Origin of the sequence: uncultured Bacteroides sp., assembly GCF_949298305.1 — a bacterium.
Classification (GTDB): Bacteria; Bacteroidota; Bacteroidia; order Bacteroidales; family Bacteroidaceae; genus Bacteroides.
On the sequence record NZ_CASFWU010000021.1, the window covers coordinates 1 to 19720 of the forward strand.

Annotated in this window: 20 protein-coding genes and 1 pseudogene; 3 read left to right on the top strand and 18 right to left on the bottom strand. The window is 50.0% G+C overall.

Annotated features, from left to right (window positions below; translation table 11 throughout):
• The 3 genes and pseudogenes from Q1Y74_RS04395 to Q1Y74_RS04405 all read left to right on the top strand — a co-directional run.
• Nucleotides 1–127, top strand: a pseudogene (locus tag Q1Y74_RS04395) (IS982 family transposase); the annotation flags it as partial.
• Nucleotides 128–160: 33 nt separating this feature from the next.
• Complete coding sequence (locus Q1Y74_RS04400; protein ID WP_300812526.1) at nt 161–376, top strand: hypothetical protein; 216 nt, start codon at nt 161–163, stop codon at nt 374–376.
• Between the two features lie 91 nt (nt 377–467).
• Nucleotides 468–809 (top strand): hypothetical protein, encoded by a 342-nt coding sequence (locus Q1Y74_RS04405; RefSeq protein WP_300812527.1) that lies wholly within the window; start codon nt 468–470, stop codon nt 807–809.
• A gap of 101 nt (nt 810–910) precedes the next feature.
• Here the strand turns inward: Q1Y74_RS04405 and Q1Y74_RS04410 are convergent, their stop codons facing one another.
• From Q1Y74_RS04410 to Q1Y74_RS04495, 18 genes are all read right to left on the bottom strand, one after another.
• Nucleotides 911–1453 carry a 2-oxoacid:acceptor oxidoreductase family protein gene (locus Q1Y74_RS04410; RefSeq protein ID WP_300812528.1) on the bottom strand — a complete coding sequence of 181 codons (543 nt, stop codon included), beginning with the start codon at nt 1451–1453 and terminating at the stop codon, nt 911–913.
• Nucleotides 1450–1662, bottom strand: coding sequence for a four helix bundle protein (locus Q1Y74_RS04415; protein WP_300812529.1), 213 nt, complete (start codon nt 1660–1662; stop codon nt 1450–1452). The genes Q1Y74_RS04410 and Q1Y74_RS04415 overlap by 4 nt, the downstream gene beginning before the upstream one ends.
• 67 nt (nt 1663–1729) lie before the next feature.
• A complete protein-coding gene (locus Q1Y74_RS04420; RefSeq protein WP_300812531.1) occupies nt 1730–2494 on the bottom strand; it encodes a thiamine pyrophosphate-dependent enzyme in 765 nt (254 codons plus the stop codon).
• Between the two features lie 12 nt (nt 2495–2506).
• On the bottom strand, nt 2507–2680 hold the full coding sequence (locus Q1Y74_RS04425) for a hypothetical protein (protein ID WP_300812532.1): 174 nt from the start codon (nt 2678–2680) through the stop codon (nt 2507–2509).
• Nucleotides 2677–3762: a 3-methyl-2-oxobutanoate dehydrogenase subunit VorB gene (locus tag Q1Y74_RS04430; RefSeq protein WP_300812533.1), complete on the bottom strand. Its 1086-nt coding sequence runs from the start codon at nt 3760–3762 to the stop codon at nt 2677–2679. Before Q1Y74_RS04430 ends, Q1Y74_RS04425 begins: the two co-directional genes overlap by 4 nt.
• Nucleotides 3763–3777: 15 nt before the next feature.
• The gene (locus tag Q1Y74_RS04435; protein WP_300812534.1) at nt 3778–4005 is read right to left on the bottom strand and encodes a ferredoxin family protein; all 228 of its coding nucleotides are present in this window, start codon (nt 4003–4005) and stop codon (nt 3778–3780) included.
• 24 nt (nt 4006–4029) lie between these two features.
• Nucleotides 4030–4311: a tetratricopeptide repeat protein gene (locus Q1Y74_RS04440; protein WP_300812535.1), complete on the bottom strand. Its 282-nt coding sequence runs from the start codon at nt 4309–4311 to the stop codon at nt 4030–4032.
• Between the two features lie 517 nt (nt 4312–4828).
• Nucleotides 4829–5263 (bottom strand): ribose 5-phosphate isomerase B, encoded by a 435-nt coding sequence (rpiB, locus tag Q1Y74_RS04445; RefSeq protein WP_300812536.1) that lies wholly within the window; start codon nt 5261–5263, stop codon nt 4829–4831.
• A gap of 115 nt (nt 5264–5378) precedes the next feature.
• Nucleotides 5379–7388: a transketolase gene (locus tag Q1Y74_RS04450; protein WP_300812537.1), complete on the bottom strand. Its 2010-nt coding sequence runs from the start codon at nt 7386–7388 to the stop codon at nt 5379–5381.
• A 178-nt stretch (nt 7389–7566) separates the two neighbouring features.
• A complete protein-coding gene (locus Q1Y74_RS04455; RefSeq protein WP_300812538.1) occupies nt 7567–9111 on the bottom strand; it encodes an alpha-L-arabinofuranosidase C-terminal domain-containing protein in 1545 nt (514 codons plus the stop codon).
• A 93-nt stretch (nt 9112–9204) separates the two neighbouring features.
• Nucleotides 9205–10803 carry an FGGY-family carbohydrate kinase gene (locus Q1Y74_RS04460; protein WP_300812539.1) on the bottom strand — a complete coding sequence of 533 codons (1599 nt, stop codon included), beginning with the start codon at nt 10801–10803 and terminating at the stop codon, nt 9205–9207.
• Nucleotides 10804–10947: 144 nt separating this feature from the next.
• On the bottom strand, nt 10948–12474 hold the full coding sequence (araA, locus tag Q1Y74_RS04465; RefSeq protein WP_300812540.1) for an L-arabinose isomerase: 1527 nt from the start codon (nt 12472–12474) through the stop codon (nt 10948–10950).
• A 116-nt stretch (nt 12475–12590) separates the two neighbouring features.
• On the bottom strand, nt 12591–13277 hold the full coding sequence (locus tag Q1Y74_RS04470) for an L-ribulose-5-phosphate 4-epimerase (protein ID WP_300812541.1): 687 nt from the start codon (nt 13275–13277) through the stop codon (nt 12591–12593).
• A 19-nt stretch (nt 13278–13296) separates the two neighbouring features.
• Nucleotides 13297–13974, bottom strand: a complete 678-nt coding sequence (locus tag Q1Y74_RS04475; protein WP_300812542.1) for an NUDIX domain-containing protein — start codon at nt 13972–13974, stop codon at nt 13297–13299.
• 95 nt (nt 13975–14069) lie between these two features.
• Complete coding sequence (locus Q1Y74_RS04480; RefSeq protein WP_300812543.1) at nt 14070–15815, bottom strand: sodium:solute symporter; 1746 nt, start codon at nt 15813–15815, stop codon at nt 14070–14072.
• 36 nt (nt 15816–15851) lie between these two features.
• Nucleotides 15852–16991, bottom strand: a complete 1140-nt coding sequence (locus Q1Y74_RS04485; RefSeq protein ID WP_300812544.1) for an aldose epimerase family protein — start codon at nt 16989–16991, stop codon at nt 15852–15854.
• A 164-nt stretch (nt 16992–17155) separates the two neighbouring features.
• Nucleotides 17156–19072, bottom strand: a complete 1917-nt coding sequence (locus Q1Y74_RS04490) for an arabinan endo-1,5-alpha-L-arabinosidase (protein WP_300812545.1) — start codon at nt 19070–19072, stop codon at nt 17156–17158.
• 182 nt (nt 19073–19254) lie between these two features.
• A complete protein-coding gene (locus tag Q1Y74_RS04495) occupies nt 19255–19716 on the bottom strand; it encodes a hypothetical protein (protein WP_300812546.1) in 462 nt (153 codons plus the stop codon).
• Between the last annotated feature and the right edge of the window lie 4 nt (nt 19717–19720).

Here is a 19720-nt window from a genome sequence, read left to right on the forward strand (position 1 = left end):
AAGGCATAGAGCCTTTGATAACTTTATCGTCAACCTTCTTTCTGGTATTGCTGCATATTGTTGCTTTCCAAAGAAGCCGTGTATCAATGTTTCACGAACGGTTGACACACAGCTTGCATTGTTCTGAATTCGTCGAACTCACGTTAATTATTTTTATGTTATGAGAAACAGGTTATTTACCGTTGGATGCATCTTCATGCTGTGCCTTGCCATGACTGCATGCAGCGAGAACGAGGAGAACAGAGACATTGTACTGACTGAAGGCACGCAGACCGTGCAAACCGTTTATGCCGACCAGACTACGGGAGATGCCGGTGGCATACGCTTTACTGCCGCAACCGACTGGACGGCTACCGTTACCGGAAGTTCCTGTTGACATTTGCCTACAACAGCGAGGGCCGTTTGTCCGAGATGTACGATATTGTCTATTACGGCGACGGGCAGGCTTATTGAACGAGACACCGGGGATGGATTTCAACGTATTGTCTTCACGCAGGCTGTTCGGCACGCACGAAACCGCTTACGACTACGTGACAAACATGCTCTATGCGTTGCGTATGCTGGGCAAGAATAGCAAGAACCTGGTGAAAACCGATTTGGTGAACTGGAGTTATCCTGAATCTGATGGGAAACCTGAAACCAAGGCGACAACCGGGCATGAAGTTACCTGGGCACCTTACGAATATACTTTCACTCCGGACAATTACCTCGATGTGGTGAACGCCCGCTGTACCCTTAAGACTTTTGTGGACGGCAAACTGGCAAACACTACGTACGTCGACGACGAATATAGGTTTACATACGAGTGACGAACTCTGCATGCACGCTGACGCGAAGAAAATGAAGCGGGGGAGCCTCCAGATGGAAGCTCCCCCGCATTTGCTGTTATGTCCGTACAGACTGATTCTTTTTACACCTCTTTAATCAGCTCCATACCCCGCTTGATGGCCTCCTCGTTCATGGGGATAAGGTGGTGGTGGCGTTCGGGCAGGGTCTTCTTCAGTCCCTTGATGACGTTTTCCAGCGTTACCATGGGCTTGATTTTGAGCAGACCGCCCAGCACAATCATGTTGAACGCCTTGGAGTTGTTCATCTCGTTGGCGGCATCCATGGCGTCGATGCGGTAGACGTGGATGTCCTTGCGCGTAGGCGGATGGATGATGCCGTATCCGTCGTAGATGAGCACGCCGCCGGGTTTCACCTTGCTTTCAAACTTCTCCAGCGAGGGCTGGTTGAGGATGACAGCCGCGTCGTACTTGCTGAGTACGGGCGAGGAAATGCGCTCGTCGCTGACGATGACTGTCACGTTGGCTGTTCCGCCTCGTTGTTCGGGGCCGTATGCCGGCATCCAGGACACTTCTTTCCCTTCCATAAGTCCGGAGTAGGCCAGAATCTTGCCCATAGACAATACGCCTTGTCCGCCGAATCCTGATATGATGATTTCTTCTTTCATTGTATTCTTTTTATTATTTTGTGAATAAAGTCTGCTCTGCTTTCAGCATTTGGGGCTTCGCGGATGTTTGCGCCAATAGATGTGCCGCTTTTCATCAGTTGATTGGCGATGACAAATTTTCTGTTTTCCTCCAATAACTCTGTGTATTGAATGATGTGGAGAGAAAAAGCGAAACTCTTATCTAAAATAATGTTTCCAGTATTTATCATCTCATCTCTACATTAGCACATTAGAAATTAGCACATTAGCACATTCTCCCATTAGCACATTAGTGCCTTATCCTTTGTCTTTTAAGTCACCCAGCGGATAGAAGGGGAACATGTTCTCTTCCATCCACTTATTGGCTTTTTCGGGAGACATCTTCCAACCGGAATTGCAGGTGGAAACGATTTCCACCAGGTTGCTTCCCTTGCCGGCCATGGAGTTCTCGAATGCCTTGCGGATGGCTTTCTTGGCCTTGCGGATGGCGGGCACGGACTGCACGCTCTGGCGGGTGACGTAGGCCGTTCCTTCCAGCTGTGCGGCGATGTCGGCCATCTTCAGCGGATAGCCGTGCAGATGAACGTCGCGACCGTAGGGGCAGGTAGAGGTGGGCATTCCTACCAGCGTGGTGGGAGCCATCTGGCCGCCTGTCATGCCGTAGATGGCGTTGTTGATGAAGATGATGGTGATGTTCTCGCCGCGGTTCAGGGCGTGGATGGTCTCGGCTGTGCCGATGCAGGCCAAGTCGCCGTCGCCTTGGTAGGTGAACACAAGACGGCTGGGCCAGAGGCGCTTGATGGCGGTGGCCAGGGCGGGCGCACGTCCGTGGGCGGCTTCCTGCCAGTCAATGTCCAGGTAGTTGTAGATGAATACGGCGCATCCCACGGGCGAGATGCCGATGGCTTTGTCTTCCATGCCCATCTCTTCGATGACTTCGGCTATGAGCTTGTGTACCACGCCGTGGCTGCATCCCGGGCAGTAGTGCATCGGGTTGTCGTTCATCAGAGTCGGTTTCTTGTAAACCAGATTCTCGGGTTTGATGATATCTTCTTTTGTCATAGTTCTTTCTCCTTATCTGTTCGTAAATCGTATGAAAAACTCCATGAGCTTTACAAATATAGCTGTGCCGCATACGTAGATGAAGAGCTTGAAGTCGTCCTTCGCCGCAAAGTAGACGATGATGGAGGCGACGGCAAGAATCATGAAGGCGATGTTCAGCACGTTGCGTATCTTGTCGGGGTTCATTGCTCAATCAGTTTTTCCTTCAGGGCTGCGACGATTTCGTCCGGGTCGGGGACGATACCGCCCAGGCGGCCGAAGTGTTCTACCTTCACCTTGCCGTTGACGGCCAGGCGTACGTCTTCTACCATCTGTCCGGCGTTCAGCTCGGTCACCAACATGCCTTTCACCTTCTCGGCGTATGCCTGGATGGCTTTCGTGGGGAAGGGCCACAGGGTGATGGGACGCAGGATGCCTACCTTGATGCCCTCTTCACGGGCCAATTCCATGGCCTTCTGTCCGATGCGGGCCATGGAACCGAAGGCTACGATGAGGTAGTCGGCGTCTTCGCAGTTGATTTCCTCGAAGCGGACTTCGTTCTCTTCAATCAGCTTGTACTTGGCCTGGAAGCGGATGTTGTTCTTCTCCATCTCCTCAGGCTTCAGTTCGAGTGAGGTGATGACGTTGGGCTTGCGGCCGTTGGCCTTGCCGGTAGTGGCCCACGGGCACTGTGCGATGACTTCGTCGTCGGTGCGGCACGGCTTCTGGGGTGGAAGTACCACTTTCTCCATCATCTGTCCGATGACGCCGTCGGCCAGGATGATGGCCGGATTGCGGTATTTGAAGGCCAGACGGAAGCCCAGTTCCACAAAGTCCGCCATCTCTTGCACGGAGGCCGGGGCAAGGGCAATGAGGCGGTAGTCGCCGTGTCCGCCGCCCTTCACGGTCTGGAAGTAGTCGGCCTGGCTGGGCTGGATGGTTCCCAGACCGGGACCGCCGCGCATGACGTTCACTATGAGACAGGGCAACTCGGCACCTGCCAGATAGGAGATGCCCTCCTGCTTAAGGCTGACGCCGGGGCTGGACGAGGAGGTCATTACCATCTTGCCGCTGCCGGCTCCGCCGTAAACCATATTAATGGCCGCCACTTCGCTTTCGGCCTGCAGCACCACCATACCGGTGGTTTCCCAGGGCTTCAGTTCGGCCAGTGTCTCCAAGATCTCCGATTGCGGAGTAATCGGGTAACCGAAGTAACCGTCGGCGCCACAGCGGATGGCCGCGTGGGCGATGGCTTCGTTTCCTTTCATTAATACAACTTCTTCTGCCATATTTCTCTTCTTGATTTATTCTACTTTGACTTTATACACAGAGATACAGCCGTCCGGGCAGACCGTGGCACACGATGCGCACCCGTTGCATGTATCTTCCAATATCTGGTGGGCATAGTTATACCCTTTGACGTTCACCTCTTTGGTGAGGGCTATTACATGGAGTGGACAAGCCACGACACAGAGGTTGCAGCCTTTGCAACGCTCGGTGTCCACTACGATTGCTCCTTTGATCTTTGCCATAATTTACGTTCCTTTCTCGTATGGTTATTGATTATACATGTCCTTGTTGTAAAAGTTCAGTATGTCCATCGCCATCTGCCGGGCGTGCAGGGCGGGGCTTTCGGGGTTGAGGTCGATGGCGTACTGATAGTTGTTCAGAGCTTGTTGCCAGTTGCCTTGTTTGCGGTAGGCGTTTCCGAGCAGGTAGTAAATCCGGTCTTTCTCCGGAAAGTCTGTTTGCAGCATGTCGTCCGACAAGGCAATGGCTTTGTCAGTCTCCCCTCGGTCAATAAGCTCTTTGATGGTTGTCAATGGCTCGCTGTTCATTCACATTTCACTTTAATCAACCACAAAGATAGTTTTTATTTGAAGACATTAAGCATGTTCGCTTCAAAAAATGAGGGGAAGGGGGGAAATTAGCAGTCGGCGGTTGACAGTTGTTGGTTCGTGGACGGCAGAGCGTTTGGTGAAGGAACTGTATTGTCTTGCAAATGCCCGAGTGTTTCGCTGCAAATGCTGTACTGGTTCCCTGCAAGTATTGCATGGGTGAAGTCTGAAAAGTGATATAGGTCTGAAGTATGTAGCGGGATTGTGTGTCGAATCCCATACAGGCCATACCGTCACTTGAGGGGTGGAATAATTCAGGCACGGAATTGTGCGAACGTTTGCTAATGGAGAGCCCATCAACAGTCAATCCGTGCATTCCGTGCCTGAAGGTGGAAAAGGGAATCCTTTGCCACCGTGGCAAGGGCTCCTTTGTTGTTGTGGCAAGGGCTCCCTTGTTGTTGTGGCAAGGGCTCCCTTGTTGTTGTGGCAAGGGACGGCCTATGGCCGTTTCATCTTGTTACTTGACAGGAATCTTCTCTATTCTGCGCTGGTGGCGTCCGCCCTCAAAGGGGGTGGAGAAGAATTTGGTCAGGATGGCGTCGGCTTCCTGGTTGGTGACGAAGCGTCCGGGCATGACCAGCACGTTGGCGTCGTTGTGCTGGCGGGCCAGTCCGGCAATCTCGGGACACCAGCAGAGGGCGGCGCGGATGCCTTGATGCTTGTTCAGGGTCATGTTGATGCCGTTTCCGCTTCCACAGATGGCAATGCCGGGATAGCACTCACCGGCTTCTACGGCCAGGGCCAGCGGATGGGCGAAGTCGGCATAGTCCACGCTCTCGGGCGAGTAGGTGCCGAAGTCTTTGTATTCCCAGCCTTTGGCTTCGAGCCATTGCTTGACGTATTTCTTCAGTTCGTATCCGGCATGGTCGGAACAAATACCTATGGTTTTCATCTTGTTAATCTGCTAATTGGTTAATGTGTCAATATGCAAATGTGCTAATGGTCAAATGTGCTTTGACATTGCCACATTTCTCACATTAGCACATTCTTCACATTATCACACTGATTTAAAACATTGCTTTCACCTGCTTGTAGACATTGTCTGCCGTGAAGCCCAGTTTCTCGTCCAGCACCTTGTAGGGAGCGGAGAATCCGAAGGACTCAAGACCCCATACCTTGCCGTTGGCGCCTACCAGACCTTCGAGGTTGACGGGCAGGCCGGCGGTCAGACCGAATACCTTGGCTCCGGCAGGGATGATGCTCTCCTGATATTCCTTGGACTGGCTGCGGAACAGACCTTCGGAAGGAACAGATACGATGCGTACCTTGATGCCGTCCTTGCGGAGCAGTTCGGTACCGGCCACGAGTGTAGACACTTCGGAACCGGAAGCAACCAGAATGACATCAGGATTCTCGTCGGAACCGGCTACGATATAGGCACCCTTGGCTGCTTGTGAGTAGTCGTTGCCGGCGGGCAGGTTGGCAATGTTCTGACGGGAGAAGATGAGAGCCGTAGGAGTGGTGGTATTCTCCATGGCCAGACGCCATGCTTCTGTGGTCTCTTCGGCATCGGCCGGGCGGAGTACCAGCATAGAGTTGTGTCCCTTGTGGTTTTTCAGTTTCTCCATCAGGCGGATTTGTGCTTCCTGTTCTACCGGTTCGTGAGTGGGGCCGTCTTCGCCTACGCGGAAGGCATCGTGTGTCCAGATGAACTTCACAGGCACTTCCATCAGGGCTGCCATACGTACGGCGGGTTTCATGTAGTCGGAGAATACGAAGAAGGTGCCGCAAGCAGGGATGACACCGCCGTGCAGAGCCATACCGATGCAGCAGCAAGCCATGGTGAGTTCGGCAACGCCGGCCTGGAAGAAGGCGCCGCTGAAGTCGCCCTTGGTGAAGGCGTGGGTCTTCTTCAGGAAACCGTCTGTCTTATCGGAGTTGGAGAGGTCGGCAGAAGCCACAACCATGTTTTCTACCTGAGTGGCCAGTGCGCCCAGTACGGTAGCCGATGCGGCACGTGTGGCTGAGCCTGCTTTCTGTTCGATGGCTGCCCAGTTCACCTTCGGGGCTTTTCCCGAGAAGAACTGCTCCAGCTTGGCTGCCAGTTCGGGGTTGGCTTTGGCCCATTCGGCTTTGGCTGCATAACGTTCGGCTACAATTTTTCTCAGTTCTTCGGCACGTTTGGCGTAGAGTTCCTGAACTTCGGGGAAGATAACGAACGGATTCTCGGGGTCACCGCCCAGATTCTTGATGGTGTTGATGTAGGCATCGCCGCCGAGGGGTGCGCCGTGAGTAGCACAGTTAGCTTCGTAGCTGCTGCCGTCTGCCTTGCGGGCACCTTTGCCCATCACGGTGTGACCGATGATGAGGGTGGGGCGTTCGGTTTCAGCCTTGGCTTCGTTCAGTGCACCGCGGATGGCGTCGGGGTCATTACCGTTTATCTTGATGACTTTCCAGCCCCATGCTTCGTATTTCTTGGCAGTGTCTTCGATGGTTACGGCCTTGGTCTCGGTAGAGAGCTGGATGTCGTTGGAGTCATAGAACATGATGAGGTTGTCCAGTCCCAGCGTGCCTGCAATACGGCCTGAACCCTGAGAAATCTCTTCCTGTACACCACCGTCGGAGATGTAGGCGTAGATAGTCTGGTTCATCACTTCGCCAAAGCGGGCTTTCAGGAATTTGGCTGCGATGGCAGCACCTACTGCGAAGGTGTGGCCTTGTCCCAGCGGGCCTGATGTGTTCTCAATGCCGCGTGCCAGGTCGCGTTCGGGGTGTCCCGGTGTGGGGCTTCCCCATTGACGGAACTCTTTCAGCTCGTCCAGTGTAAACTTGCCGGCCAGTGCCAGTTGGGAGTAAAGCATGGGCGACATGTGGCCCGGGTCGAGGAAGAAGCGGTCGCGGCCTTCCCATGCCGGGTTTTCAGGGTCATATACCAGGAACTCAGAGAAGAGTACGTTAACGAAATCGGCACCGCCCATGGCACCGCCCGGGTGACCAGAGTTTGCCTTTTCAACCATGGAAGCAGCCAGAATACGAATGTTGTCCGCTGCGCGAGTCATAAGTTTGTTGTCGTTCATATTGTTAATAATTGGTTATTGTTAGTACAACGTTACAGACCTTCGAAAGGCCTTATACAAACTATAAGCAGGGCAAAGATAGCTTTTTATGTGCAATTTGCCACATTGTGAGCAGCCCTTTTTTTTAGGCTTTCTTACCTTCTTCCTGCTTAAAGTACAATAAGTTTCCCTGATTGGTCTACTGTAACTCCAATGTTACGATAGATTTTGCGGGAAGTTTGATTTTCAAGACGCCTTTGTTGATTTTTGCTTCCTTAAACGGAGCCAATTTAACTTTGTCGGGGTTCTCGAAAGTGTTGTAGTCTGCAATATTGGCCGAAGTCAGTATTTCGCCTACAGCCTTTTTAGCCTGTACACCGGGAAGATTTACAATAACTTCCTGCGCATTCTTTACATCAACATTGGAGATGGAAATGTGTATTTTCCCGTCTTTGTCTTTCGAGGCTGTAGCGCTTATCAGGGGCAGGGTGCGGTTGTCGCGTACGTTGACAGTCTCGCATTCCAGCTGCAAGGGCAGGTAGGTGGCATCCTGGTGTACTTTGTACATCTTGAAGACATAGTAGGTGGGAGTGAGAACCATTTTGTCATCCTTGGTGAGAATCATGGACTGGAGCACGTTGACAACCTGTGCGATGTTGGCCATCTTCAGACGGTCAGTGTACTTATGGAAGATGTCGAGCGACAGAGAAGCAACGAAGGCATCGCGCAGGGTGTTCTGTTGGTAGAGGTGTCCGCTGATGGTACCCGGCTCTTCGTCCCACCATGTTCCCCATTCGTCGAGAATCAGGGCTACGTTCTTGCTCTTGTCGTATTCGTCCATGATGGCGCAGTGCTTCTTGATGACATCCTCTATCTCGCGACACTTGCCCATAGTCCAATAGTAATCCTCTTCGTTGAACTGGGTAGCAGAGCCTTTGCTGCCTGTCCATCCGGTTACGGTATAGTAGTGGAGTGAAAGTCCGTTCATGCGGGTTCCCACACGGTCCATCAGCACTTTCGTCCAGTTGTAGTCATAGTCGCTGGCACCGCTGGCAATCTTGTACAGATTGTTGCCGTCATAATTTCGGCAGTAGGTGGAATAGCGGCGATAGAGGTCGGCATAATACTCGGGGCGCATGTTGCCTCCACATCCCCAGCTTTCGTTGCCTACGCCCAGGTATTTCACTTTCCACGCTTTGTCGCGTCCGTTCTTGCGGCGCAGGTTAGCCATGGGTGAGTCGCCGTCAGAAGTCATGTATTCTACCCATTTGGCCAACTCTTCTACGGTACCACTACCTACGTTGCCGCTGATGTAAGGCTCGCAACCCAGCATCTCGCAGAGGTTGAGGAACTCGTGAGTACCGAAACTGTTGTCCTCGATGGTGCCTCCCCAGTTGTTGTTCACCATTTTGGGGCGGTTCTCCTTGGGACCGATGCCGTCCATCCAGTGATATTCGTCGGCAAAGCAGCCGCCCGGCCAGCGAAGGACAGGTACTTGCAGGTCTTTGAGTGCATTGAATACGTCAGTGCGATAGCCCTTGATGTTGGGGATGGGGGAGTCTTCGCCTACCCACAGACCTCCGTAGATGCAGGTACCCAGATGTTCGGCAAACTGGCCGTAGATTTCTTTCGGGATGATTTGTGTGCCTTTGTCGGCTTCAACGGTAATCGTAGCATTCTTTTGTGCTGATAACGATACGCTTGCAGCCAAGAACAGGCTGCTGATAATTAACTTGTGTTTCATAGGTTGTATGGTTTGTAAAAAACGTGGAGGAGACAGGAATGTTCGGACGGTGAGTCTTGAACTTTCCTTCTCCTTTCACGTGTGTGTTAATGATTACTTTTTGCAGCGTACGGCTGTTTCTTCAACGGGCAGTGCGGCTTTGTAGTTTTCGATGTATGCATTGAAACCGGCTACCTCTTCGGGGGTAGGAGCAATTTCTACGCCGGCATCTCCGGCAAACACTTTCTCGTCCAGGAAGTCGGCCAGTGACTGCTTCTTGTCGTTGTTCACCAGGTAAGAGCCCAGCAGGGCAATGCCCCATGCACCGCCTTCGCCGGCAGTTTCCATCACCGAGATGGGGGAGTTGAGGGCTGCCGCCAATATCCGCTGGCCTACACCCTTGGTCTTGAACAGACCGCCGTGTCCCGTGATGCGGTCCACTTTGATTTTCTCTTCATTGAACAAAATGTCATTGCCTATCTTGAGCACACCGACCGAGGCGTACAGATGGGAGCGCATGAAGTTGGCCAGGTTGAACTTGTCGTTGGCCGAGCGTACGAACAGGGGGCGTCCTTCTGCCAGTCCGGTGACAGGCTCGCCCGAGATGTAATTGTACGAGATGAGGCCGCCGCAGTCAGCTTGTCCTGCAAGAGCATGGTTGTAGAGTTTCCCGTAGATTTCGTTCATGTCCACAGGGATGCCCATCAGTTCCTGATACTCCTTGAAGAGGTTGACCCATGCGTTGAGGTCGGAAGTACAGTTGTTGCAGTGAACCATGGCTACAAGACTGCCGTCGGGGGTTGTCACCATGTCTATCATTTCGTAGGGCTTGGTCAAGTCTTTTTCCAGTACAATCATGGAGAAAGAAGAGGTTCCGGCCGATACGTTGCCGGTGCGTTGCTTGACGGCGTTGGTGGCCACCATGCCGGTACCGGCATCACCTTCGGGCGGGCAGACGGGGATTCCGGCTTTCAGATGGCCGGACACGTCGAGCTTCTTGGCACCTTCGGGAGTAAGGAAGCCTGCGTTCTCACCGGCCAGCAGAACTTTGGGCAGGATGTCTGTCAACTGCCAGCTGAATCCCTTGGGAGCTACCAGACGATTGAATTTCTCCACCATTTCGGCTGAGTAGTTCTTGGTGGCGGGATCGATGGGCAACATGCCGGATGCGTCGCCGATGCCCAGTACCTTCTCACCGGTAATCTGCCAGTGAACGTAGCCGGCCAGTGTGGTGAGGAAGTCTATGTCGTTTACGTGCTCTTCGTTGTCCAGAATGGCCTGATACAAGTGGGAGATGCTCCAACGTAAGGGGATGTTGTAAACAAACAGCTCGGAAAGGGCCGCTGCTGCCTGGCCGGTGTTGGTGTTGCGCCATGTGCGGAAAGGCACGAGGATTTCCTGCTGCTTGTTGAAGGCCATGTAGCCGTGCATCATGGCGCTCACACCGATGGCAGCCAAGGTCTCAATCTCGATATCGTACTGACTCTTTACATTGGCGCGTAGGTCGGCGTAACAGTCTTGAAGGCCATACCAGATGGCTTCGATACTGTATGTCCAGAGTCCGTCCACCAGTTGGTTTTCCCATGTGTGACTTCCTTGAGCGATGGGCTTGTTCTCTTCGTCGATGAGGACAGCCTTGATGCGGGTTGAGCCGAACTCGATGCCGAGGATGGCTTTGCCTGCTTCTATGGTTGATTTGGGATCTGAAATCATAGGTATATTCTATATAAGGTGAGACAAAAGAAAGAGGGACGGCGTACAGGTGACACGGATGATACAGATTACACAGATATAACACCATCTGCGGTTGTCTGCCCAAACTGTGTTATCTGTGTGCCATCCCTCTTGATACAGATTTTAGCAGAGAGCCTTATTCAGCATGTAGTACACTTCGTTCATGCGCAGTTCTTTCTTGAACTCGCCGATAGTAGTGTCCTTGTTGATGTGAACCATTTCAATACCGGCAATTTCGGCATAGTCTTCCCAATATTCGGCCGTGAGGTCGTAGGAGAAGCAGGAGTGGTGAGTACCACCGGCCAGAATCCAGGCACCTGCACCCACTTCAAAGTTTGGCATCGGTTTCCAAAGGGCGGAAGCTACGGGCAGTTTGGGCAGTGGCTTCGGCTCGATGCACTCTACGTCATTCACGATGAGACGGAAGCGGTTGCCAAGGTCTACTACGGTAGCTGTACAGCCTGTCCCTACTTTGGAAGTGAACACAAGGCGTGCTGTCTGGCTCTTGCGGATGCCAATACCGAGGAAGTGAACCTCCAGACGAGGCTTCTTAGCGGCGATGAGCGGACATACTTCCAACATGTGAGCCTGTAGGATGGAACTGTTTTCGCCATCGAAGTTCAGAGTGTAGTCTTCCAAGAAGGAGCAACCTGTGGGCAGACCTTGGTTCATCACCCATACGGTGCGGTAGAGGGCAGCGGATTTCCAGTCACCTTCGGCACCGAAGCCGTAGCCTTCGGCCATCAGACGCTGGCTGGCCAGACCCGGTATTTGGTCGAAGTAGCTGCCGTCTGTCTGACCCAGGTCGTCGAAGTTGGTAGTGAAACCTTTGGCACCTTTAGCCTTCAGAATGGCGCGCAGGGCAATTTCAGCCTTGGCGGCGTTCCATACTTTTTCATAAGCGGCAGTGCGTCCGTCTTCCAGCTCGGCATCGTGGTCGTAGAGGCGGAAGTATTCGTCAACCAATGCTTTCACTTCTTCGTCCTTTACCTTTGCATGATATTCCATCAGTTCGCTAACGGGGCAGTAGTCCACGTGGTAGCCCATGCGTTGTTCGGCTTCTACCTTGTCACCGTCTGTTACGGCAACGTTGTTCATCTGGTCGCCAAAGCGGATGATGAGCATGTCCTGAGCATCGGCCCATGCGGCACATACGCGCATCCAAACGGCAATCTTCTTTTGAGTCTCTTCGTCCTTCCAGTAGCCGACAACCACTTTGCGGCGTACACGCATACGAGTGCAGATGTGTCCGAATTCGCGGTCGCCGTGTGCGCTCTGGTTGAGGTTCATGAAGTCCATATCCATGGTGTCCCAAGGTATTTCCTTGTTGTATTGGGTGTGCAGATGCAGCAAAGGCTTCTTCAATTGCTGCAGGCCGTGAATCCACATTTTGGCCGGAGAGAAAGTGTGCATCCAGGTGATGACACCGATACATTTTTCTTCGTTGTTGGCAGCTTTGAATACGGCTTCCACTTCCTTGGAAGAGTTGGCTGTACCTTTATATACAACTTTTACAGGCAGTTTGCCTGATTCGTTCAGTCCTTTTACCATTTCGTTGCTGTGTGCGTCTACGGCAATCACTGCGTCACCTCCGTACAGAAGCTGTGCTCCTGTTACGAACCATACTTCATATTGGTCAAATGCGTTCATAATATTGTTGTTTTTAAGTTGTTGGTTAATTGTTCTTGTTTATTAATCTGACGCTATGAGTAACTTGTAGCTCGTCATTTATGGCTCATGGCAAGTTGCCTGTTACTCATAGTATTTTATTTTTGTCCGTAGTAAGCATTCGGTCCGTGCTTGCGGTTGAAATGCTTTTCAACAAGCAGCGGATTCATTGTCAGGTTGGGGTTGACCAAGTAGGCGATGGAGGCCATTTTGGCTACCTGTTCCATGACTACGGCATTGTGGACAGCATCGTGTGCGTCTTTGCCCCAGGAGAAGGGACCGTGGTTCTTGACCAGTACACCCGGTGTGTGTACGGGGTTCAAACCCTCAAAACGTTTTACGATGACGTTGCCTGTTTCCAGTTCGTATGCACCTTTTACTTCGGCTTCCGTCATGTCATCCGTGCAGGGAATGGCGTCGTGGAAATAGTCGGCGTGGGTGGTACCGATATTGGGTATGTCACGTCCTGCCTGAGCCCAGGCAGTAGCATACGTAGAGTGTGTGTGTACTACACCGCCGATTTCAGGAAAGGCTTTGTAGAGCACCACATGCGTGGGAGTGTCTGAAGACGGTTTGAGCTTTCCTTCTACGACTTTGCCGTTGAGGTCTACTACAACCATGTCTTCGGCTTTCATTTCATCGTAGCTGACGCCACTAGGCTTGATGACCACCAAACCTGTTTCGCGGTCAATGCCCGAAACATTACCCCAGGTGAAGATGACCAGACCATGCTTCACCAAATCAAGGTTGGCGCGAAATACTTTTTCTTTTAGTTCTTCTAACATAATGTTTAAAGTATAAGGGTTACAATTTGAACTTAGGTGCTTTGCGATAAGCTTTTTCGTTGAATTGGTAGAGAGCAGCACCCCGTTTGGAGCTTTTCTTGTCTATCAGGTCTGTTTTTTCAATGTAGTCCATTTCTGCTATCCGTTTACGGAAATTCCGTTTATCTATGGATTCTCCGTAGATGGCCTCGTACAGACTCTGAAGTTGCGACAAGGTAAACAATTTGGGTAAGAGGTTGAATCCGATAGGTTCTACCGATGCTTTCTGTTGCATCAGTTTTCGTGCCTGTTCAACCATGGCCGGATGGTCGAATATCAGTGGTGGCAATTCATTGATGTTTACCCAAAATGCATTGTGCCGCTGTACCAGTTCGCGGTCATATTCGTTAATGTTAATCAGTGCATAATATGCAATGGATACAACCCGTTCGCCGGGGTCGCGGTCTATGGCACCGAAAGAGCCGACTTGCTCCATGTAGACATGGTCCAGCCCTGTCAGTTCGGCTAATACTCGTTTAGCTGCATCGTCCACACTTTCGTTTTCCTGGACGAACCCGCCCATTAAGGACCATTCGCCCATGGAAGGCTCGAAGTTGCGCTTCAGAAGCAGCAAATTGAGTTCTCCTTCGTGGAAGCCGAAAATGATGCAGTCTACCGATACGTAGAATTTGGGGTTTATGCTATAATAATTTGTCATTGACAAATGCACTGTTAAGTAAGTGAATGTGAGTTTCGCAAGTAAGCCTTGTGTTCAACACGTACTTGCGAAACTCTGAAGCGAGCTTTTTATAATTACCAGAAATAAGCATAGAACAGGGCGCAGAGGATGATTACACCCAGCGTTGCGATGACATCCCACTTGTTCCAGCTGCTTCTAATCAATTCTTTGTAACTACCGGTGAAGGTGATGGCTTCAATCTGTTGTGCCGAAGGTTTCGGAGTGAAGCAGGATACGACAGCCATCAGTACGAGCAAGAATACCAGCAACCAAACCTCAAAGATGAGCCAGTTGGTCTGCCAGAACCATGTGGTGTATTCCCAGAAGGCACCGTCCATTGTGGCTTTGCCTGAATCTGTGATGACATTGGTGAGCAGTCGGACCATTCCGATAAGGAAACCACCAATGAGGCCCCATTCGCCAGCCTTTGGAGTGATTCGTTTGGAGAAGATGCCGAGGGTGAATACAGCAACCATGGCGGGAGCAATCAGAGACTGGATGTCCTGCAGGTATGAGTAGAGGTTGCCCATGTTCATCATGATAGGCATCCATGCCAGACCCAACAGTACGACAACTACTGTTGCGATACGGCCAACCAGTACGTAGTGGCTTTCGCTCATGCCTTTCTTCATCGGTTTGTAGAAGTCCTCAGTGAACAGAGTGGCGCAACTGTTGAAGAAAGCTGCGAGTGATGCAACGAGTGCGCAGATGAAACCAATGGTCACGATGCCTTTAATGCCGGCGGGGAGGATGTTCTTTACCATCATGGCGAAGGCACCATCGGTGTCGTGGGTATTGGTGATGTCCATTACGATACCGCTACCGGTCTTTTGGGACAGTGCGTATGCAACCATACCCGGAATCAGGAACATGAATACAGGCAACAGTTTGAAATAACCGGCGGCAATGGTACCGCGGCGGGCGCGTTTCATTACTACATCGTCAGATTCGCCTTTTTGCTGTCCAAGCACACGTTGTACAATGTGCTGGTCGGTACACCAGTACCAGAAACCGATGATGGAAGCGCCGAGGAACACTACATATCCGGGGAATTGCGGATACATGGGGTCAGCGGGGTCGGTGTGGAACATGTGGGTCGTACCGAAGCCATCGTGTGCGGCATTACAGGTAGCCATCATCTGAGACCACCCTTCGCTGATGCTGCCGTCTCCCAACATGTGCAAGCCCAGGAACAGCACCAGAAAAGAACCGATGATAAGGATAGGGGTCTGAATGGCGGACAGAGTCATTACACCTTTCATACCACCGAATACGGTAAACACGGCAGTAACGGCAATCAGGCCGATGGCGCCATACCAGAAAGGCAGGCCAAGCAGGTATTCAAAGAAAATACCGCCGGTGAAAGCTGTTACAGAGACCTTGGTCAGCACGTAGGCAATCAAGGTGATGATGGACAGCCACGAACCTGTGCGTTGGGTATAGCGGAATTTCAGGAAGTCGGGCATGGTGATGATTTTGCCCATTTTGTTGTTCAACAGCTGATAGAAGGGAACAAACAGCCATCCCAGAATCAGAATCATCCAGCCTTGCATTTCCCAGTGGGCCATACCTACACCATCTTTGGCACCTGTTCCGGCAAGACCTACCAAGTGTTCAGAACCAATGTTGGCGGCAAAGATGGCTGCACCGATGATGTACCAAGGTTCGCCTTTTCCGAACAGGTAGTCCTGGCTGTCGGCACCTTTCATTTTCTCCTTGTCTTTCTTGATGGCACGATAGATAGCCCAGGCAATGGCAACAACTCCGATGGCAAGCACCACCCAGTCGAGCCAGATAAATTCATTAGTGTTCCAATTCATAATTCTTTTATGTTTTAGTTAGTATTATCTTTGAGGTTATTTTTCTACACCAAATTTGAAGATACATTCGCTATTATAAGTCTGTCCCGGTTCGAGAATGACAGAAGGCCATTCCGGTTTGTTGGGACTGTCAGGATAATGTTGTGTTTCCAGACATACAGAGGCGCGCTGGTTGTAGACGATACCTTTCTTGCCGGTAACAGTGCCATCAAGGAAATTGCCGGAGTAGACTTGGATGCCTGGTTCGTTGGTATAAACCTCCAGTGTGATACCAGTGGTCGGAGAGGTCAGCTTGGCAGCAAGCTGGGTGATGTCGCCGTTGGTGTTCAGCACCCAATTGTGGTCATAGCCGTTTCCGTTCTTGAGCTGTTCGAAATCATAGTTGTTGATGTCTTGTCCTACAGCTTTCGGGGTTGTGAAATCCATCGGAGTATCTTTAACAGGGAGAATCTCACCGGTAGTCATGAAAGTGCTGTCAACCGGTGTATAAGTGTCTGCATTTACATACAGGATATGGTCGGTAGCAGCTTGAGCAGGATTTCCTGACAAGTTAAAGTAAGAGTGGTTGGTCATGTTGATGACTGTCTTCTTGTCTGTAGTTGCAGTGTATTTGATGTCTATGCTGTTGTCCTCTGTAAGTTTGTACAGTACTTTGGCTGTTACGTTCCCGGGAAAGTTTTCGTCACCGTCGGGTGAAATGCGTGTCAGCTCCAAGGTCGTTGCATCGATGGGCTTGGCTTCATAGACCTGATATTGCCATCCTTTGGGTCCGCCATGAAGACAATGTCCGAAGTTGTTTTGGGGTAGTTGGATTGTGTCACCATCCAGCACCATGCGTCCTTGGTTGATTCGGTTTGCATAACGTCCGATTGATGCACCGAAATCGCTGGGTACATTGATGTAATCGGCAATGCTGTCAAATCCTAACACAACATCTTGCATGGTTCCATTTTTGTCGGGAACCATGATGGAAACAATACGTCCTCCAAAATTGGTGATACATACTTCCATGCCTGCCTTATTCTTTAAAGTATAAAGATTGGTCTGGGCATTGTTTACCTCTGTTTGAAATTTCGTAGGATTCAAGCCGGATAAGGTAAGCTGAGTTTCCGGTTTCTGTGCGCAAGACGCCAGCATCAATGCTGTAATTCCTGCCAATAAACAGTAATTCTTCATAGTGCTATTTTTATTTGTGAATTAGATATTTATCTTTTCGGGTGTAAAAGTAACACTTTTGTTTGGTGTAGTATATACACTTTTATATGTTCTGTAACATAATTGCAAAAAAACTGCATGGAGAGTAATACTCCAATGCAGTTTTTCAGTATTAGAATGAGCAACTATTTATTTCTCTTTCCCCAATAGGTTTTAAGGTTACCTCCATAGCCCGCATAAACGATGGTATGCGTTCTGGGTGAAGCTTCCCAGTCAGTCTCGCGTTGTAGGTATAGCTCCACTCCGTTGACGGTTAAAATCTGGTCGTTTGCATCGTAGCTCCACGAGCTTCCTTTCCATGTGCCAGCCGTGACAGTGTGGTTGGCGGCAAGTGTCATGACTGAAGATGTTTTCTGTTTACCATAGCTGTATGACAAGTCTATATGTTCCCAGTTGCCAATCAGTTCTTCTTCGGTAATGGCAATTTGAGGAACGGCTCCATAGCGTTCCGGCATGACCAGGGGCCATCCGTCTTTGGTCCATCGGATGCTACGGATATGTCCCATCATAATGGCATTGCTATACGCGTTTCCACCAACGTTGACAGGGAACCTACCTTGTGAAGCATAATACCAATTGCCGTTTCCGTCATCAAATATGGCACAATGAGAAATTCCTACCCAACCATAGCTGTTTTGGAATTGGTAGGGATGTGTCACTACAGGCAGTACTTCTCCTCCGAAAGTAGTTACATCGGTTCCGTCAATACCTAAATATGGCCCTTCAATGTTTTTTGAACGGCATACCCGTGTATTGTAACATACGCTTAATTCATCGTATGCCAGAAACATATAGTAATATCCTGTCTCAGGATTATAGACGATTTCTGCTCCTTCGGAGCCTTGCCAGCGATTTCCCATCTCTCGGGTAGCTACTAATTTCCCGTATGGGGCAATTTCTTCTTCTGTTCCCCAGGACTGCGGTAATTCTTCAAGTGTCTTTCCGGTTTCTGGATTAATTTGCACAACTGCTATGCCACTGTGCCATGAACCGTAAAATAGAAAATGTCGATTGTCATCGGTAATGATATAACTGGGGTCAATGGCATTCCATTTATAGTAACAATTCCCCCAATCGTTGGCTGGCACATTGTAGTTCAGTCCTTTGTCGGAAGCATTGGTAATGACATATCCTTTGTCTTCCCATCCGTCGTTATTGGCAGGATTGTTGTTTTCCATTAATCCGATAAATGCACGTTCGCTCCACGTCCCGTCACCGTTTAGTGTTCCTGGGCATACAATGGAATAATACATTCGGTAAAGGCCGTTGCGTACTTTACGCACACAAGGTGCCCAATAACCAAAATCATTAGTCGAGGGTTGTATTGTTGGAAGTCCCATGTCTACCCGTATTTTGTTGAGTTGAGGAATAACCCAATCTGGTAAACTATGCATGGTACCACCCAAGTATTCCCAGTTAATCAAATCTTTGGACCGGCGTGCATGGAAATGCCCTCCTGCTGTATGTGCATTCCCATACGAGGCATCAGTCTGGTACATATAATAATAGCCATCTTCTGCTAAAACGACAGAGGGATCGTGTACATTGGCAAGGTTCCATTGATTTCGCTGGCTCCAATCAGCCAGGTTTGTATAGTCATCAGGATATAGGGGAGGTTCGTAGGTGTCCAATTCGGAAGATTCTGGGGCTGCTGCTGTTGTAAATTGGATTTCGGGTGAATATATAGCCTCTGCATTGGCAAGTAGGACAAATGCTTTTACAAAGTATTGCGTTTCAGGTTCGAGGCCGGATAAAACCAAGTTGATGGTTGTGCCGGCGCTGTTCATTTCCACGGTTTGCCCATGAATTGTAACATTGGCTTGCGTATCGTAACAGAGTCCTTTTTTTACAATCGAGGAAACTCTGTTGGTTGTAATGGAGGCTTTAATCTCTGCTGTTTGATCTGTTATGTTTATAATGGTAGGTGTCTCAATGGACACCGAAATCTCTTCCTCATTATAAATCTCTTCTGGATTTTCGCTACTACAGGCAGTCCAAAAGATAAGGCTGCCTAATAAAAATGTCCATTTGAATCTTTTCATAAACTGAAAAATGATAATATTTTCAACTCTTGAATTTGTACGTTTTACAAGATATTTTTGAGTGAACAACACTTGAGTTCCTGATCGTTTCTCTTGTAGAACTTGTAGTAATACAAAATTGCGGATTACAGATTACGAAAGTATAATTTATATTTCATAACCATGTAATCCGCAATATTTTTTTATTCAGCTGCCTCTTCTTCCGAAGAATCAGTTACAGTGTCTGCTTCCATTTTTACTTCCGGAGAGTAAATAACTCCTTGGGGATAGATGGTTGCAAATGCACGTACATAATAAATTGTATTGTTTTCCAGTTCTGTTAATGTCGCTATCATTGTTTTATCGCTCATGGTTGCTTTTACCGTAGCGTCATAAATGGTAGGAGTAGGAGTGTTACTGTAACAGAAACCGTATGCCATTACTCTGATTTTGCCCGAGTCGATATCTTTCTGATTGACTTGGACATCTGTGACAGCCTTGGCTGTGGGTACGTTGATTTCAGATATGACGGGGGCGTTGAGCGCAAGGTCTACATCTGGAGTCGTAACGGTACTTTCGTTATACTCATCGTTGTCGCAGGCTGTATGCCCAATGGCAAGTGTGCAGCTTATCAAAATAAGATTAAACCATTTACGTATTTTCATATTT

Coding starts and splice junctions, on each gene's coding strand:
- Q1Y74_RS04420 (WP_300812531.1), bottom strand. CDS start 2,494: ATGACAAAAGAAGATATCATCAAACCCGAGAATCTGGTTTACAAGAAA.
- Q1Y74_RS04405 (WP_300812527.1), top strand. CDS start 468: ATGGATTTCAACGTATTGTCTTCACGCAGGCTGTTCGGCACGCACGAA.
- Q1Y74_RS04400 (WP_300812526.1), top strand. CDS start 161: ATGAGAAACAGGTTATTTACCGTTGGATGCATCTTCATGCTGTGCCTT.
- Q1Y74_RS04435 (WP_300812534.1), bottom strand. CDS start 4,005: ATGGCAAAGATCAAAGGAGCAATCGTAGTGGACACCGAGCGTTGCAAA.
- Q1Y74_RS04495 (WP_300812546.1), bottom strand. CDS start 19,716: ATGAAAATACGTAAATGGTTTAATCTTATTTTGATAAGCTGCACACTT.
- Q1Y74_RS04430 (WP_300812533.1), bottom strand. CDS start 3,762: ATGGCAGAAGAAGTTGTATTAATGAAAGGAAACGAAGCCATCGCCCAC.
- Q1Y74_RS04475 (WP_300812542.1), bottom strand. CDS start 13,974: ATGACAAATTATTATAGCATAAACCCCAAATTCTACGTATCGGTAGAC.
- Q1Y74_RS04410 (WP_300812528.1), bottom strand. CDS start 1,453: ATGAAAGAAGAAATCATCATATCAGGATTCGGCGGACAAGGCGTATTG.
- Q1Y74_RS04415 (WP_300812529.1), bottom strand. CDS start 1,662: ATGATAAATACTGGAAACATTATTTTAGATAAGAGTTTCGCTTTTTCT.
- Q1Y74_RS04460 (WP_300812539.1), bottom strand. CDS start 10,803: ATGATTTCAGATCCCAAATCAACCATAGAAGCAGGCAAAGCCATCCTC.
- Q1Y74_RS04490 (WP_300812545.1), bottom strand. CDS start 19,072: ATGAAAAGATTCAAATGGACATTTTTATTAGGCAGCCTTATCTTTTGG.
- Q1Y74_RS04470 (WP_300812541.1), bottom strand. CDS start 13,277: ATGTTAGAAGAACTAAAAGAAAAAGTATTTCGCGCCAACCTTGATTTG.
- araA (WP_300812540.1), bottom strand. CDS start 12,474: ATGAACGCATTTGACCAATATGAAGTATGGTTCGTAACAGGAGCACAG.
- Q1Y74_RS04425 (WP_300812532.1), bottom strand. CDS start 2,680: ATGAACCCCGACAAGATACGCAACGTGCTGAACATCGCCTTCATGATT.
- Q1Y74_RS04450 (WP_300812537.1), bottom strand. CDS start 7,388: ATGAACGACAACAAACTTATGACTCGCGCAGCGGACAACATTCGTATT.
- Q1Y74_RS04480 (WP_300812543.1), bottom strand. CDS start 15,815: ATGAATTGGAACACTAATGAATTTATCTGGCTCGACTGGGTGGTGCTT.
- rpiB (WP_300812536.1), bottom strand. CDS start 5,263: ATGAAAACCATAGGTATTTGTTCCGACCATGCCGGATACGAACTGAAG.
- Q1Y74_RS04485 (WP_300812544.1), bottom strand. CDS start 16,991: ATGAAGAATTACTGTTTATTGGCAGGAATTACAGCATTGATGCTGGCG.
- Q1Y74_RS04440 (WP_300812535.1), bottom strand. CDS start 4,311: ATGAACAGCGAGCCATTGACAACCATCAAAGAGCTTATTGACCGAGGG.
- Q1Y74_RS04455 (WP_300812538.1), bottom strand. CDS start 9,111: ATGAAACACAAGTTAATTATCAGCAGCCTGTTCTTGGCTGCAAGCGTA.